Origin of the sequence: Curtanaerobium respiraculi, from assembly GCF_024609215.1 — a bacterium.
Classification (GTDB): Bacteria; Actinomycetota; Coriobacteriia; order Coriobacteriales; family Eggerthellaceae; genus Curtanaerobium; species Curtanaerobium respiraculi.
The window spans coordinates 89,438-105,931 of the sequence record NZ_JANIPD030000041.1 but is presented as its reverse complement, the minus strand read 5'-3'; the positions used below and the strand labels follow the sequence as shown (position 1 = coordinate 105,931).

The following is a 16,494-nucleotide window of genomic DNA, read 5'->3' as shown; positions in this document are numbered from 1 at the left end:
ACCGAATCCCCTCTCTGCGGTAGCGGAACCCCCTTCCGAGGCGTGGTGGCAATTGATGTAGCAGTTGCTCTGGCTCTCTGCGGTAGCGAAACCCCCTTCCAAGGCGAGCTACCGATTTAGGAGAGCCAAAACCTCTCCCTGGATCCTCCTCGAGATGCCCATCGCGGGGAAATCGGATGTTTTTTTGAGCGCTTTTCGGACTTAGGAGCCATTTCGATTGCGAAAACCACTGCTCGGAGTCAACGAGAGAAGGGGATTAATTCGACAGAGTTGGATAACCCCAGGTCGCAATTTATCACTTCGTCCCTTTTGACCGCGCATTTTAAAAAAGGATTCGCCCAGTGGCTCCTAAGTCCGAAAAGCGCTCAAAAAACCAATCATCTTCTCCGAGGATGGTATAAATCGACCTAATCGGCAGACTTGCAGCCCCAGTAAACCGTTTCGAATAGAAAATCCGTTGAACGAAAAATCCGTTGAATCCCCCATGAGGCACATCCCGTTCGGCCCAGTGCCCCTGCCACCGGGCTCACCGGATATAATTACTTGCGTATGCAATTTTTCGTGAAGGGGCATTCATGAAGCAGCCGCCCGTATCTGTCATCGTTCCTGTGTTCAATCGTGCGAGGCTCTTGCATGGATTGCACGAGCATCTGCTGAAGCAGACGCTGGACGGCATTGAAATCGTTTTCGTCGATGATGGGTCTTCGGATGGATCGGCGGGCATGCTTGACGAATTCGCCCGTAACGACGGCCGCACGCTTGTACTCCATCAGTCGAATGGAGGAACGGGTGCGGCGCGCAACGCCGGCATATCCGCAGCGCGGGGGGAATATATCGCATTCCTTGATTCCGACGATCGGTTCGCCTCCGATGACACGCTGGAGCTTCTTTACCGCGCGGCAGTAGAAAATGGCGCTGCCGTATGCGGCGGCGGTCTGCAGCGTCGCTACCGGGGGGAGCTTGTCCACGACGAGCACCCTTCCTGGTCGCCCGAGCTCGCCCTCTCCGATGCCCAGTCCCAACCGAAAGACCTGGGCAAGCGGGCGGAAGGGTACGACGATACCTACATGCGGTTCGGTCGAAACGGGGTGTTCCGCTATAGGGATTACCAATACGACTTCGGGTTTTACCGTTTCATATACGACAGGAACTTCCTCGTGGCAAATAGCCTGCGGTTCCCCGGGCGCCGCTACTGCGAAGACCCCGAGTTTTTCATCCGCGCCATGATCGCCGCCGAAAGCTTTTACGCGGTCGATCGGCCAGTATACGAGTTGACCATCGGCGACCACGGCCGGGCCGTCTCCGCGCAGGCGATGCACGAGACCATTGCCGGGCTCAAGGCGAACCTGCTGCTTTCCAAGGAGCACGACCTCGCGCTGCTGCATTGGATCACCGCCACCGCCCGCATGGACATGCTGCGCGATATAGATTTTGCCGCGAAGAGCGATCCGTCCATCGAAGCCGAATTCATCGAGATGATGGATTGCATCGATTGGGATCTGATCGAACCCTATGGAGACATGCCGTTCAACGCCCCCCTGCACCAGATAAACGCGCTGCATACGAATGGGGTAATCGGGGCGTCCGACAAGCTGCGCCGTCTGCGTCGGCTCGCCCGCTACAAGCTGCGCGACGCTACTACATCCCACCCGCTGCGAGGATAGGACGACAAAAACGACCCGGGGCCGGAGCCTCGGGTCGTTTTCAACTGCTTACGCGAAACAGCGTGCTGGAAGCTACTCTTTGGAATCATCTTCCATGTCGTCGGCTTCATCATGATCGCTCAGGTGCAAGCCCAGGCTTCCCAAATCGCCCATGTTCCCCAGAAGGGCATCCAGCTCTTCCAGCTTGCGCTGGTAGCTGCGCGGCGGCAACGCCTCGCCCAGCATGTCCTCGCCGTCGGAGCTGAAGGTGGCCGGCTGATCGCCGCCGATGAGGATGGTGTCATCGGGGCTGAAGACCATGTCCAGCAGCTGGCTCATGTCATCGCCGCTGGCGTTCAGGTCGTCCTCGATCACATGCAGCAGGTCGTGCTCTTCCAAGCCCGCCTTGAGCTCTTCGATCGCCTTCGCGCCGATACCCTCGATGCGCATGAGATCGTCCTCAGTATGGCCCACCAAGTCGGCAACCGTCTCGATGCCAGCCTCGCTGAACTTGTTCGCCCAGCGCTGCGAAACGCCTAGGTCATCGTATATGTACAGGCGCGCATCCTCGTCGGCGAGCCTGTTGGCGCGATTGGCGCCCAGGCTGCTGAAGTAGCTGCTGTAGCTGCCGCCCAGGTTCAGGTAGCTCTCGCCATCCAACGACCAATCCTCGGGCTGCGGGAGCATCTCCTCGGTCTCGCGCAGCTCCTCGGGCGCGTAATCGGGCAGCGTGTCGTTGCTGCCGGTGTGCACCGGGGCACCTTTGTAGGTGAGGCCCACGTTGCGGTAACGCTTGAGGCCGGTGCCTGCGGGAATCGGCTTGCCGATGATGACGTTCTCCTTCAATCCGACCAGATGATCGGTCTTGCCTTCGATGGCGGCGTCCGTGAGGACCTTGGTGGTCTCCTGGAACGACGCGGCGGAAAGCCAGGAATCGGTCGCCAGCGACGCCTTGGTGATGCCCAGCAGCAGCGGCTGCCCCGTGGGGGGCTCCTTGCCCTCAAGCATCAGCTTGTTGGCAACGTCCTCGAACTCGTAGCGGTTGACCTGGCTGCCGGGCAGGTAGTCGGAATCGCCCGCGTCGAGCACGGCGAGCTTGCGCAGCATCTGGCGCGCGATGACCTCGATGTGCTTGTCGTTGATGTCAACGCCCTGGCTGACGTACACGTCCTGCACCTGGCCGACGATGTAGCGCAGCGTGGTGTTGGGGTCGGTCAAGCGCAGCAGGTCGTGCGGGTTCACGGAACCGCGGGTCAGCTGCTGGCCCACCTTCACCTCGCAGCCGTCGGTAACGCCGGGCATCATCTGGGCGCGCGCGGAAACCACGTACTCGCGGATGTTGCCCTCCTGGTCGTGCACGGTGATGGTCTTTGCCGTCTTGTCGCCGGAGATCTGGCAGGTGCCCGCGATTTCCGCAAGGACGGCCTGGCCCTTGGGCTTGCGCGCCTCGAATAGCTCGGTGACGCGCGGCAGGCCGCCGACGATGTCGCCGCCTGCTTCCGCGACGCCGCCGCTGTGGAACGTGCGCATCGTCAGCTGGGTGCCGGGCTCGCCGATGGACTGCGCGGCGATGATGCCCACCGCGGTGCCCACGTTCACGGGACGGCCCGTGGCCAGATCCCAGCCGTAGCACTTCTGGCACACGCCGTGCTCGGCATGGCACGTCATGATGGTGCGGATGGTAACCTCCTCGACGCCTGCGGCGACCCACTCTTCCAGGCGCTGCTTGCCGTCGATATACTCGTCAGCCTCCATCAGCACGGTGCCGTCGGGAGCGACGACCGGCTGTGACAGACAGCGGCCGACCAGGTTGATATCCAGGTTGCCCTTCTCATCGAGGATGCCGTAGGTCACGCCCTCGGACGTGCCGCAATCCAGATCGTGGACGATCACGTCCTGCGCGACGTCCACCAGGCGGCGGGTCAGATAACCCGAGTCGGCGGTGCGCAGGGCGGTGTCGGAAAGGCCCTTGCGGTTGCCGTGCGAGCTGATGAAGTACTCCAGGACGGAAAGACCCTCGCGGAAGTTCGCCTTGATGGGGCGGTCGATGATCTCGCCCTTCGGGTCGGCCATCAGGCCGCGCATGCCGGCCAGCTGGCGCAGCTGCTTCTCGTCGCCGCGGGCGCCGGAATCGGCCATCATGTAGATGGGGTTGAAGTGGTCGAAGTTGGCGTACATGTCGCGGCCGACGTGCTCGTTCGCCTCCGTCCACACCTCGATGACCTTGGCGTGGCGCTCCTCATCGCTCATGAAACCGTTCTCGTACTCCTCTTCGAGCACGTTCACCTCTTCGTCGGCGGCGGCGAGGATGTCCTTCTTGCTCTCGGGCATGGTGGCGTCGTAGATGGACACCGTCAGGCCCGCGCGCGTGGCGTAATGGTAGCCGTAGCTCTTCAGGCCGTCCAGGATGGGCTCCATCTCGCTGGTGGTGTAGCGCTCGCAGCAATCGCCGATGAGCTTGCCCACCTGGCGCTTGTCCAACACGTAGTTCAGGAACGGGTAGTCGTCGGGGAGGACGCTGTTCAGGATGACGCGGCCCACCGTGGTCTCGACGTACTCGCCTTTCTTCTGCAGCGTGAACTCGCCGAACGCCGTGGCGATCTTGGTGTCGGCATCGAGGCGCACCTTGATCTTCGCCTGCGTGTCAACGCCCGCGTGGGCTTCGAACGCGCGGCGCGCATCGGCGAATCCGTCGAACACGCGGCCCTCGCCCGGGAAGCCTTCGCGGGGCATGGTCAGGTAGTACAGGCCGATGATCATGTCCTGCGTGGGAATGGTGAGCGGATTGCCGTTCGCAGGGCTCTTGATGTTGTTGGCGGAGAGCATGAGCACGCGGGCCTCGGCCTGCGCGGCGCTGCTCAAGGGCACGTGCACGGCCATCTGGTCGCCGTCGAAGTCGGCGTTGAACGCGGTGCATACCAGCGGATGCAGCTTGATGGCCTTGCCGTCCACCAGCACCGGCTCGAACGCCTGAATGCCCAGGCGGTGCAGGGTGGGAGCGCGGTTCAGCAGCACGGGATGCTCGGTGATGACCTCTTCGAGCACGTCCCACACGTAGCTGGCGCCGCGGTCCACGGCGCGCTTCGCAGCCTTGATGTTGGCGGCATACTCGAGCTCCACCAGGCGCTTCATGACGAAGGGCTTGAACAGCTCCAATGCCATCTCAGAGGGCAGACCGCACTGGTGCAGCTGCAGCTCCGGCCCCACGACGATGACGGAACGGCCGGAATAGTCCACGCGCTTGCCCAGCAGGTTCTGGCGGAACCTGCCCTGCTTGCCCTTGAGCATGTCGGCCAGGGACTTCAGCGGGCGGTTGCCGGGGCCCGTGACCGGGCGGCCGCGACGACCGTTGTCGAACAGGCTGTCCACCGCCTCCTGCAGCATGCGCTTCTCGTTGTTCACGATGATCTCGGGGGCACCCAGGTCCAGCAGGCGCTTCAGTCGGTTGTTGCGGTTGATGACGCGGCGGTACAGGTCGTTCAGGTCGCTCGTGGCGAAACGGCCACCATCAAGCTGCACCATCGGGCGCAGGTCGGGCGGGATGACCGGGATGACGTCCAATATCATGTCGCCGGGCTTGTTGTCGCTCTTGATGAACGCGTCCACGACCTTCAGGCGCTTGACGGCCTTGGCGCGCTTCTGGCCCTTGCCGTTGGCGATGGTCTCGCGAAGCTCCTCGGCCACGTCTTCCAGATCGATCGCATCGAGCAGGTTGCGCACGCTCTCGGCGCCCATGCCGCCCTTGAAGTAATCGCTGTAGTTCAGGCGCATCTCGCGGTACAGGGCCTCGTCGGGCACCAGCTGCTTAGGCTCGACCTTCATGAAGGCCTCGAACGCCTCGGAGCGGAGCGCCTTTCGCTCGTTGAACTCCTCGTAGATGTCGGCGAGCTCGTCCTCGACCTCTTCCGGGGTCATGTGCTCGTCATCATCGATGTCGTCGACGAACTCGTCATCGTCGGGCACGTAGTCCGTGGACAGGCGGCGGGTGCTGGCGACCAGGCGGTCGCGCTCGGCATCCAGCTCGTCCAGGTCGGCGGCCAGCTCGTCGCGCAGCTCGTCGGCGTCTTCCTCGCGGGCTTCCGCATCGACGCTGGTGATGATGGCGCTGGCGAAATACAGCACCTTCTCCAGATCTTTCGGCGGGATGTCCAGCAGGTAGCCCAAACGGCTGGGGCTGCCCTTGAAGTACCAGATGTGGCTCACGGGCGCAGCCAGCTCGATGTGGCCCATGCGCTCGCGGCGCACCTTGCTGCGCGTCACCTCGACGCCGCAGCGCTCGCACACGATGCCCTTGAAGCGGATGCGCTTGTACTTACCGCAAGCGCACTCCCAGTCCTTCGTGGGGCCGAAGATGCGCTCGCAGAACAGGCCGTCCTTCTCGGGCTTCAGCGTGCGGTAGTTGATGGTCTCGGGTTTTTTCACTTCGCCGTGCGACCAGCCGCGCACGTCTTCGGCACTAGCCAGGGAGATGCGAATGGCATCGAAATTCTGCACATCGTACTCAGTCATTGCCTACTCCTCTGCCCCGCCGATGAGGTCAAGTCCGTCATCGCCATCCTTCAAATCGTCGGCCAGCAGGTCGGACAGTTCGGCAGCGATGCTGGAAAGGGCATCTTCCTCTTCGTCCTCGGTCTTGCGCGCATCGGCCACAAGCCCTGCCAGCACGTTGTTCTCCTTGTCGTGCTCCTCGTGCGATTCCGCCACGTCGAGCACGCCTTGCTCGCCCTCCATCTCCACGTTCAGGCACAGGCTGCGCATTTCCTTCACCAACACCTTGAACGATTCGGGGACCTCGGGAGCTGGCAGGTTTTCGCCCTTGACGATGGACTCGTAGCTCTTCACGCGGCCGACGGTGTCGTCGGACTTGACCGTGAGGATCTCCTGCAGCACGTTGGACGCGCCGTACGCGTACAGCGCCCACACTTCCATCTCGCCGAAGCGCTGGCCGCCGAACTGGGCCTTGCCGCCCAGCGGTTGCTGCGTGATCAGGCTGTACGGGCCGGTCGAGCGCGCGTGGATCTTGTCGTCCACCATATGGCCCAGCTTCAGGAAGTAGGGGAAGCCCACGGTGATGGGCTCGCGGAACTTCTCGCCCGTGCGGCCATCGTACAGCGTGGTCTTGCCGAATTCGTTCAACTGGGGAACGAATTCGTCGCGCGCCAGGTCACCGTACTTCCGGTGGTTCAGGTTGATGAGATTGCGGTTCGCCTTCTTGATGACGTCGGCGATCTCGGCCTCGGTCGCGCTGTCGAAGACCGGCGTGGAAACGTAGATGGAATGGTCGACGGGCTCCGTGGAGCTCTCGTCGTCCGACCAGCCCCACTTCGCCGCCCAGCCCAGGTGGCATTCGAGAAGCTGCCCCACGTTCATGCGGGAGGGCACGCCCAACGGGTTGAGCATGACGTCCACGGGGGTGCCGTCGGCAAGATAGGGCATGTCCTCCACGGGCAGCACGCGGCTGATGACGCCCTTGTTGCCGTGGCGGCCGGCAAGCTTGTCGCCGGGTTGCACCTTGCGCTTCTGCGCGACGAACACGCGCACCTGCTCGTTGACGCCCGGGGACAGCTCATCGCCGTCCTCGTGGCGGGCATGCTGGATGTCGATCACGCGGCCGCCGGCGCCGTGGGGCACCTTCAGGCTGGTGTCGCGCACCTCGCGAGCTTTCTCGCCGAAGATGGCGCGCAGCAGGCGCTCCTCGGCCGTGAGCTCGGTCTCGCCCTTGGGCGTGACCTTGCCCACCAGCACGTCGCCGGGGTGCACTTCGGCGCCCACGCGGATGATGCCGTCGGCGTCGAGGTCGGCGATCATATCCTCGCTGATGTTGGGGATCTCGCGGGTGATCTCCTCGGGCCCCAGCTTGGTGTCGCGGGCGTCGATCTCGTACTCCGCGATGTTGATGCTGGTCAGAAGGTCCTCGGACACCACGCGCTCGCTGATGATGATGGCGTCCTCGTAGTTGTAGCCCTCCCACGGCATGTAGGCGATCATGAGGTTCTGGCCCAGCGCCAGCTCGGCGTGGTCGCAGCTCTGGCCGTCGGCCAGCACGTCGCCCGCCTCCACGCGGTCGCCCTTGCGGACGATGGGGCGGTGGTTAATGCAGTAGCCTTGGTTGGAACGCTGGAACTTGGGCACCAGGTACTCGTCGTACTCGCCCGCATCGGTGAGCACGGTGATGACTTCGCCGTCCACATAGTCCACCACGCCGGGGTTCTGCGCGACCAGGATCTCGCCGGAGTCGACCGCGATGCGGTGTTCGATGCCGGTGCCCACCAGCGGCGCATGCGGTTTGAGCAGGGGCACGGCCTGGCGCTGCATGTTCGAGCCCATGAGGGCGCGGCGGCTGTCGTCATGCTCCAGGAAGGGGATCAGGCTGGTGGCGACGGACACCATCTGGCGCGGGGACACGTCCATGTAGTCCACTTCGTCGACCGGCATCTCGATGGGATCGCCGAACTCGCCCTTGGAGTTGCTGGTGCGCGTGAGCACGCGGTCGCGGGGCGCGAACTTCCCGTCGACGGTCTCGCCGAAGATGCGGGTCTCGGGATCGAACTTCTCGCTCGCCTGGGCGATGGTGTGCTTCTCCTCCTCGTCCGCCGTCAGGTAATCCACCTCGTCGGTCACCTTGCCGTCGACGACGCGGCGGTACGGGGTCTCGATGAAGCCGAAGCTGTTCACGCGGGCGTAGGTCGCCAGCGAGCCGATAAGGCCGATGTTGGGGCCTTCGGGCGTCTCGATGGGGCACATGCGGCCGTAGTGGCTGGTGTGGACGTCGCGCACTTCGAAGCCGGCGCGCTCGCGCGACAGGCCGCCCGGGCCCAGGGCCGAAAGGCGGCGCTTGTGCGTGATGCCGGCGGCCGGGTTGGACTGGTCCATGAACTGGGACAGCTGGCTGCTGCCGAAGAACTCCTTGATCGCGGCCACGATGGGGCGGATATTGATCAGGCTCTGCGGCGTGATGTCGTCGGGCTCCTGCATGCTCATGCGCTCGCGGACGACGCGCTCCATGCGGGACAGGCCGATGCGGAACTGGTTCTGGATCAGCTCGCCCACGGTGCGGATGCGGCGGTTGCCGAAGTGGTCGATGTCGTCGGTGGTGAAGCCCTCGGCACCTTCGTGCAGCGCCACGATGTAGCGCATCGTCTCGATGATGTCTTCCTGCGTCAGGGTGCTGGCATCGTTCTCGGGGTCGAAGCCGAGCTTCTTGTTGATCTTGTAACGGCCGACCTTCGCCAGGTTGTAGCGCTGCGGGTTGAAGAACAGGCCGTCGAGCAGCGTGCGGGCGCTGTCGATCGTGGGCGGCTCGCCCGGGCGGAAGCGCTTGTACAGCTCGATGAGGCTCTCGTCGCGCGTGGTGGCGGGATCGCGATCGAGCGTGCGGAGCACCATCTCGTTGTCGCCGAGCGTGTTGATGATGTCCTCGCGGGTCTCGGCCATGCCCAAAGCGCGCAGGAGCAACGTCGCCGGTTGCTTGCGTTTGCGGTCGATGCGCACGGAAAGGATGTCGCGCTTGTCGGTTTCGAACTCGAGCCAAGCGCCGCGGCTGGGGATGACCTTGGCGTTGTATACGATCTTGTTGCTAGTCTTCTCGCGCTCGGCGCCGAAGTACACGCCCGGGCTGCGCACCAATTGGCTGACGACGACGCGCTCGGTGCCGTTGATGATGAACGTGCCCCGCGGCGTCATGATGGGGAAATCGCCCATGAAGACGTCTTGCTCTTTGATCTCGCCGGTCTCGAGGTTCGTGAAGCGGACCTCGGCGAACAGCGGCGCTTGGTAGCTGATGTCGCGGCGCTTGCATTCGTCCACCGAGTACTTGGGATCGCCGAATTCGTGCTTGCCGATCTCGACGCGCATGTCCTTCGTGTTGCTCTCGATGGGGCAGATGTCCTGGAACGCTTCGGTGAGGCCTTCGGTCGTGAGCCATTTGAAGCTTTCCGTCTGGATGGCGATGAGGTTCGGAACGTCGATGACATCCGGAATCTTCGCGAAGCTTCTGCGGCTCCTATAAAGGCTGGTGGAAGCGGGTTTTTGTGCTTGCGCCACGGGCAGGTTCCTCCTTTGGAAAATCCGCGATTTTGCGAAAAAACTCAAATGCATAGAATACGCCCTGCGCGAAGCCGGGTCAAGAAAAATTTTTTAAAGCCGTGGATTTTTTCTGCGGAATGTGGTACAGGGCCGTCTGAATGCAAGGGCTCCGTGCGGCTATTCGCCGTCGCGAAGGGCTTTCAGCTTGGCGAGGGTGTCGGTGGGAATGCGATCGGCGACGGTCGCCTTGCGTGCGATGCGCGGCCCCTGCTCTTGCCGCGCCTCTTCATCGAGCAGGTCTGCCTCGCGCGAGAACCCGTCGGCGCTCATTCGATCGACCCCCAGGCCGAACACGGTGTCCTGGATGGTCGCGTCGCTGGTGACCACCATCACCTCCCACCCGCGCTCGCGGCCGTCGTGCGCAAGTTTTTCGATGGCCGTATCGGCACTGCGGTTCGCCCCGCTGAACACCACGTGGACGCCGCCGACGACTTCTTCGGTTCCGTCCGATTCCTGATTGGACCCCGAGTCGAACACCACATAGGCGCGTGCGTAATCGCGGCCCATGTACGCGATCACGTCGTTGATCAGCGCCTCGCGCACCTTGTTCAAGACCTCGTAGGTGAAATCCTCCGCCTGCTGCAAGTGGCGGTAGCGGCTTCCGCTGCGCAGGATGTTGTATCCGTCGACGATCAGGAGCTTTTTGCGGCTTTTCATTGGATCACGCCTCGTGTTTCACGGCCCGGGGCGCCGTTACGCCTGGTTTTGGCGCAGCCATTCGTACATGATGGCCGTTGCCGATTGCGCCACATTGAGGCTCGCAGTTTTGCCCACCTGGGGAAGCGCCACGAGGAAATCGCACGTCTCCTGCGTCAGGCGCGCAAGGCCTTCGGCTTCGTTTCCGAGGACGAGCACCATCTTGCCCTTCATGTTGGATTGCCAGATGTTCTGGTCGGCCTTCTCGCTCGCCCCGGCGACCCAGAACCCCGACTCCTTGCAGCGTTCCAGCATCGCCTTCAAATTCGCGACCTGAGCGACCGGGATATTCGCGATGGCTCCCGCGCTGCTTTTGTAGGTAGCGGCGGTCACTCGGGCGCTCCGCTTGTTGGGGAGCACGACGCCCGCCGCGCCCACCACTTCGGCGCTGCGCGCGACGGCGCCCAGATTACCCGAATCGGTCAGATGGTCGCACACGACGATCAGCGCGCGCCCATCGCGTCTGAACTGGGCCTCCGCATGCGCCATGACATCGTTGATGCCGGCATACGGGAACGACGCGACACTGGCGATCACGCCCTGATGGCTGCCCCGCTCGCTCTGCCTATCCAATCGTGCGCGCGGCACGAATTCCACGTTGACATGGACAGATTTCGCCTTGCGGATGATGTCTTTGATGAGCCCGTCGCGCTGCGCGTTGTCTGCGATCAGCACGCCGCTGATGGGCATGCCCGTGCGAAGCGCTTCGATGACCGGGCGTTTTCCTTCGATGTATTCCATGTGCGCCATTATGCCATGGAAACCATCCGCTTGCGCGCCTCCCGACAGATTGCACACCATGACCGGGGGCAAGGTTGGTTGCAAATGTAACCGCATCCCCAGGGGTGCGTTTAGATATTCAACCTACGTGACCGGGGGCAATGGGACGGCGGCAAGAACCGCGCAACAAGCCCCGACTACGGGCGGTGCGCCCAAGAGAGGCGTGTTGGAACTGCGGCGCAACGACAATGCCAAATCGAAAGCGACGCTCTGCCTACCAGCCAGCGGAACCGAAGCCCCTAAGGAAGCACTGATCCGGCAGCATGATCGGCGAGGCCTTGGAGGCAATTGATTAGAGCCGGTGCCCGGATCCCGCGACGGCCAGCTGGAAGGCTATGCGCAGCCTTCCCGGAGAAGCATTTCAGGGGAAACCGTTAACTTATACGGACGTTCAACCCTCTGCCCAATCTAATTAATGTGACGAACAATACGGTTGCCCGTCACAGTTGCCCGTCATAAGGTGCCGCATGGGCTGCGGCATGCGGCGGCCGGGACACCACTTGTGTGACGAACAATACGGTTGCCTGTCACACGAGTTTCGACCCGCACGCTCCGAAACTCTCGGAATCCCCTAATACAGCAATGCGATCAGCTGCACGTTGGAGATCTTGCCGCCCTCCACGACGGCGCGCATGCACGAGGGCTCGCTGCCGCCCCGGGGGAACGTGGTGCTGCCGGGATTCAAGAAGCGGACGCCCCCGCGCGTCTCGTCGCGCGGCACGTGCGTATGGCTGTGCACGCATACCTGCGTACCGGCGGGCCGTTTCCCCATGTCGGACGGAAAATGCGCCATGAAGAACTTCACTCCGCCCAGCGTGAACGTGCTGGATGCCGGCAGTTTGCCCAGCGACCAATCGTTGTTGCCGCGCACGCAGATGACCGGCGCGATGGTCTCCAGCTCCCAGAGCACTTCTTCGCGCTGCACGTCGCCGGCGCACAGTATGCGATCGACCCAGTGCAGCTCGTCATGCAACGCAGCGGGCACATGCCCGTGCAGGTCAGAGACGATTCCGATTCTCATACCCTCCCCCTTCGCGAATCGGGGATTTCGATGCGACAGCTTGCCGTTCCTCAATCGGTTGGCTGCAGCTGGCGAGCCGCAGATGCATTCTCGGAGAAAAAAGGCGAAAAACTGAGCGGAATTCGGACTTAGGAGTCATTCGTTCCGGCAAAACCGCGTTCACACCCCGGTATCGGAAAGAACGGAGCAAAGGCACCCCACATTTCCCCAGGTTACGCATTCCGCCGCATTGCCACTATGCCCCAAGTTGGCTCCTAAGTCCGAATTCCGCTCAATAAATCGTCCTATTTCTCCGCAAGCGCCTCCGCAATGCTCTTTTCATACGGCGGGCGGCAGATTCCCCGCTCGGTCACGATCGCCGTCACCAGAGAATGATCGGTCACATCGAACGCGGGGTTGTAGCATCTTACGTTCTCAGGCGCCATGGGGCGCTCGTAGAACATCGTCTTGATCTCGTCGGGATCGCGCTCCTCGATGGGGATGTCCGCTCCCGTCGCGCAGCCCATGTCGATCGTGCTGGTGGGGCACATCACGTAGAAGGGCACCCCGTAATGCTCCGCGATGATGGCGAGTCCGCTCGTGCCGATCTTGTTCGCGACATCGCCGTTGGCCGCCACACGGTCGCACCCCACGAAACACGCCTGCACCCATCCTTGGCTCATGACGATGCTCGCCATGTTGTCGCAGATCAGCGTAACGTCAACGCCCGCTTTATCCAACTCGTAGCTGGTCAGGCGCGCACCTTGCAGCAAGGGACGGGTCTCATCGGCGAACACGTGGAAGCTCATGCCGCGCTCGCGGCCCAGGAGCATGGGGCCAAGCGACGTGCCGTAACGGCTGGTGGCAAGCGGCCCCGCGTTGCAGTGCGTGATCAGGCCCCACCCGTCCTCAATTAACCCCAGGCCAAGCTCCGCCATGGCGCGGCAGCTGGCAGCATCTTCCTCTTGGATGGCGATCGCCTCGGCCCTCAGGGCGCTCAGCATGTCGAAGCGAGGCTCCCCGCTGTGTATGCGGACAACGCCCATCATGCGGTCGAGCGCCCAACGCAAGTTGATCGCCGTGGGCCTGCTTTCCGCAAGGTAATCGTGCAGACAGGCCATATCATGGACGAATCCGTCCCCGACGGGCAGCTCCCATCCGCGCGCTCCCGTCGACGCGGCCGTCTGCCGGGCGAGCATCGCGAACGAGAACGCCGCGAAGATGCCGATCGCCGGCGCCCCGCGCACGGCAAGCCGCTCGATGGCGGATCGGCACTCCTCGGCAGTCTCCAGCGTCAAACGAACCTCTTCGTTGGGCAGCGCCGTCTGGTCGATGATCGAAACGGCAACGCCTCCGCGTTCGAACCTGACATTCTCGCATTCCATAGCCGCTCCCTACGCCTCCGCAGCCAACCGGGCGCCCATCAAGTGCCCCATGACACTGCTCATCATCAGCCCGCGCGTCCATCCGCTGCTATCGCCCAGAACGAACAGCCCCCGCACGCTGGTGGTGAAGGCGTCGTCCATCTTCACGCGGTTGCTGTAGAACTTCAGCTCGGGCGAATAGAGCAGCGTCTCGTGCGAGGCGAAACCCGGCACCACCTTGTCAACCGCGAGCATGAAATTGATGATGTTCGTCATCGCACGATACGGCATGGCGCTGGTGATGTCGCCCGCGATGCAGTCGGGTAGCGTGGGACGCACGTTGCCCTGCATGAGCTCTTTCTGCCACGTGCGCTTGCCATCGAGGATGTCGCCGAACCGCTGCACCAATATATGGCCGGCCCCGAGCATATTGGTGAGCTCGCCTACCTTCTGCGCATACGCGATCGGCTGGTCGAACGGCTCGCGGAAATTCATCGAGCAGAGTATGGCGAGGTTCGTGTTGGGGCTTTTCAGGTCCTTGTAGCTGTGGCCGTTCACCACGGCAAGGCCCCCATCGTAGTTCTCCTGGCTGACGAATCCGCCCGGGTTCTGGCAGAACGTGCGCACCTTGTTCTTGAACGGCTTGGGGTATCCGATGAGCTTGCTTTCGTAGAGCACGTTGTTCACGTTCTCCATCACCTCGTTGCGCACCTCCACGCGCACCCCCACATCTACCGGACCCGGCTCGTGGCCGATGCCGTGCTCGCGGCACAGGCGGTCGAACCAATCGGCGCCGCGGCGTCCGGTGGCGACGATCGTGATGGGGCCGCGCACCTCGCGAGACCCCTCGCGGTCCTCGCACACTATTCCCAGGCACATCCCGTCCTCGATTATCACATCGGTGCAGGCGGCGGAAAAACGCATGTCGACGCCGGCGTCGATGAGGTGGCGCTCGATGGAGCGGTATATCTCCTGGGCGCGCTCGGTGCCCAGATGGCGGATGGGGCAATCGACCAGCTGCAGACCCGCCGCGATCGCACGGCGGCGGATGTCGGCAACCGCCCCTGCGGCGCCCACTCCCTCCACATGATCGTCGGCGCCGAATCGCAGGTAGATGCCGTCCACCTCGTCGATGGTCTGCTGCGCGCGATCCGCGCCGATCAGCTTCGGAAGATCGCCGCCGACTTCGCACGAGAGGGACAGCTTCCCGTCCGAAAATGCACCCGCGCCTGAAAACCCGGTGGTGATGCGGCATGACTGGCAACCCACGCAGCTGCCCGCCTTCTTCTTCGGACAGGAGCGATCCTCGATCGGCAGGCCCTTCTCCACCATGACGATATGGCCCGCATATCCGCTTTCCAGCAGCTCAAGCGCGCAGAAGATGCCCGCCGGCCCCGCGCCGACGATGATGATATCAGCCTGTTCGGACATGTGCATCCTTCCCACAAGAAGGGGCACCCAGCGCCGCCGCGCCGAGTGCCCCCGCATCGTATGCGCGTGTACTACTTTACCGCAAGAACCGGGATATCGACCGAGCGGAGCACGGCGAAGCTGACGCTACCCAAAGCGCCGCGCAGCGCACCCAGCCCGCGGCAACCCATGACGATCAGGTCGTAGTCGCCCGATGCCGCGGCGCTGGCGATGGCGTCCTGCGGACGGCCGGAAGCAGTCGTGACCGTGACAGGGACGTCCGAATCGCCCAGAAGCTCCTGGACGTCGGCGGCGATCTTCTTCTTCGCCTCGTTGTAAAATTCCTTCTGCATGGTAACAGAGTCGTGATTGGCATGGCCGAGACCCGCCATCTGGGCGGCCACGACGAACGTCGGGTCTTCCAGCTCGGGCAATTCCGCAACGTAGATGACGGTGATGGAGCTATCGGGGCTTGCCGCCGCGATATCCAGCGCATGCCGCATGGCATGTTTGGCATGTTCGGACTTATCATAAGGGACGAGAATGGACTTATACATGCGGGACCTCCTTGTCTGAATGATTCATCTGGGGCCACTTTAGCATAACGAACAAGGAGCTTATGCCCACACGTCGTCCCGCGGCCCCCATCATTTCGGCGGACGCCCGCATCGTGAAAAACCGCGTCAAGCTCTGGAGGAGCCCCGTTGCCTTGATGTTCTCACGAGATCAGCCGTTGCGCCGTGAGAAGCCGCGCCGAACTCCGGATGGACCTTTGCTACACTGCCTGCAAGGCAATGAAGTCGTCCACCTCATCGGGCGCGATGTCGAACACGACGGAGAATTCGTCACGCACGCGATCTTGCGCCGAACGCAGTATTCCGTTATCGCTGGACGAGGTCTTCTTGCCCGCCTCGAGCATCTTCTGCTTATGGGTGGCGAAGCTGCGCGCCAGAAGGAGCAGCTCGACTTCGGTGCCATTGTGCAGGACCTTCTTCGCATGCTCCTTGCGCTCCGTGCTGTCGGAGATCCAACGGGCGTCTTTCTTCGCCGCCTCGCGGATATAGCTAGCGGCATCGGATTTGCTGGGGATGGCGCGCATGCGGCCCACCAGCATCTCATTGCGCAGGGGGACTATGAGCTTAGTGCGGTCCTTATGGACGGGAACCAGGATGTAGTAGTCGCCGTCCGCGCGCGTTTCGACCGCATCGATACGGCACACTCCGTTGTTGCCGTACAAAACCGTATCATTCAATTCAAAACCTTGCATGAAATCATCTCCGGGTTCATTTTACCATCCCCGTAAACGAGCTTTCACGATTCCTCCACACGTTTGCGTTGGCGCTGGTTGCAAATCTAACTGCAACACTGGGCGGATGTTCAGCAGGTTGTCGATGCGTTTTCGGCGGTTAATTGCAAATCTAACTGCAACACAGGGGGTGCGGTTAAAAATTCAACCTGCCTTTGCGTTGGCGCTGACGCGTTGGCAAGGAGGGTTTTAGATAACCTGCGGGGGCGC

The 16,494-nt window shown here is 62.6% G+C and carries 10 protein-coding genes; 1 reads left to right on the top strand and 9 read right to left on the bottom strand.

Going from position 1 to position 16,494, the window contains the following annotated elements:
- Nucleotides 1-575: 575 nt before the first annotated feature.
- Entirely contained in the window at nt 576-1,664 is a 1,089-nt protein-coding gene (locus NOV21_RS09820; protein WP_283170812.1) for a glycosyltransferase family 2 protein, read from the top strand.
- A 72-nt stretch (nt 1,665-1,736) separates the two neighbouring features.
- Here NOV21_RS09820 and NOV21_RS09815 read toward each other — a convergent pair whose 3' ends face one another.
- The 9 genes from NOV21_RS09815 to NOV21_RS09775 all read right to left on the bottom strand — a co-directional run bounded on the left by NOV21_RS09815 (nt 1,737) and on the right by NOV21_RS09775 (nt 16,230).
- Nucleotides 1,737-6,152 carry a DNA-directed RNA polymerase subunit beta' gene (locus tag NOV21_RS09815; protein WP_283170813.1) on the bottom strand — a complete coding sequence of 1,472 codons (4,416 nt, stop codon included), beginning with the start codon at nt 6,150-6,152 and terminating at the stop codon, nt 1,737-1,739.
- A 3-nt stretch (nt 6,153-6,155) separates the two neighbouring features.
- Nucleotides 6,156-9,686 (bottom strand): DNA-directed RNA polymerase subunit beta, encoded by a 3,531-nt coding sequence (gene rpoB / locus NOV21_RS09810; RefSeq protein WP_283170814.1) that lies wholly within the window; start codon nt 9,684-9,686, stop codon nt 6,156-6,158.
- 159 nt (nt 9,687-9,845) lie between these two features.
- Nucleotides 9,846-10,385, bottom strand: coding sequence for an NYN domain-containing protein (locus NOV21_RS09805; RefSeq protein WP_283170815.1), 540 nt, complete (start codon nt 10,383-10,385; stop codon nt 9,846-9,848).
- 36 nt (nt 10,386-10,421) lie between these two features.
- Complete coding sequence (gene rlmB / locus NOV21_RS09800) at nt 10,422-11,165, bottom strand: 23S rRNA (guanosine(2251)-2'-O)-methyltransferase RlmB (protein WP_283170816.1); 744 nt, start codon at nt 11,163-11,165, stop codon at nt 10,422-10,424.
- Between the two features lie 610 nt (nt 11,166-11,775).
- Nucleotides 11,776-12,225, bottom strand: a complete 450-nt coding sequence (locus NOV21_RS09795) for a metallophosphoesterase family protein (protein ID WP_283170817.1) — start codon at nt 12,223-12,225, stop codon at nt 11,776-11,778.
- 284 nt (nt 12,226-12,509) lie between these two features.
- Nucleotides 12,510-13,589: an S-methyl-5-thioribose-1-phosphate isomerase gene (gene mtnA / locus NOV21_RS09790; RefSeq protein WP_283170818.1), complete on the bottom strand. Its 1,080-nt coding sequence runs from the start codon at nt 13,587-13,589 to the stop codon at nt 12,510-12,512.
- Nucleotides 13,590-13,598: 9 nt separating this feature from the next.
- A complete protein-coding gene (locus NOV21_RS09785; RefSeq protein ID WP_283170819.1) occupies nt 13,599-14,999 on the bottom strand; it encodes an NAD(P)/FAD-dependent oxidoreductase in 1,401 nt (466 codons plus the stop codon).
- 71 nt (nt 15,000-15,070) lie between these two features.
- The gene (locus NOV21_RS09780; RefSeq protein ID WP_283170820.1) at nt 15,071-15,535 is read right to left on the bottom strand and encodes a universal stress protein; all 465 of its coding nucleotides are present in this window, start codon (nt 15,533-15,535) and stop codon (nt 15,071-15,073) included.
- Between the two features lie 218 nt (nt 15,536-15,753).
- Nucleotides 15,754-16,230 (bottom strand): CarD family transcriptional regulator, encoded by a 477-nt coding sequence (locus NOV21_RS09775; RefSeq protein ID WP_283170821.1) that lies wholly within the window; start codon nt 16,228-16,230, stop codon nt 15,754-15,756.
- Nucleotides 16,231-16,494: the final 264 nt, after the last annotated feature.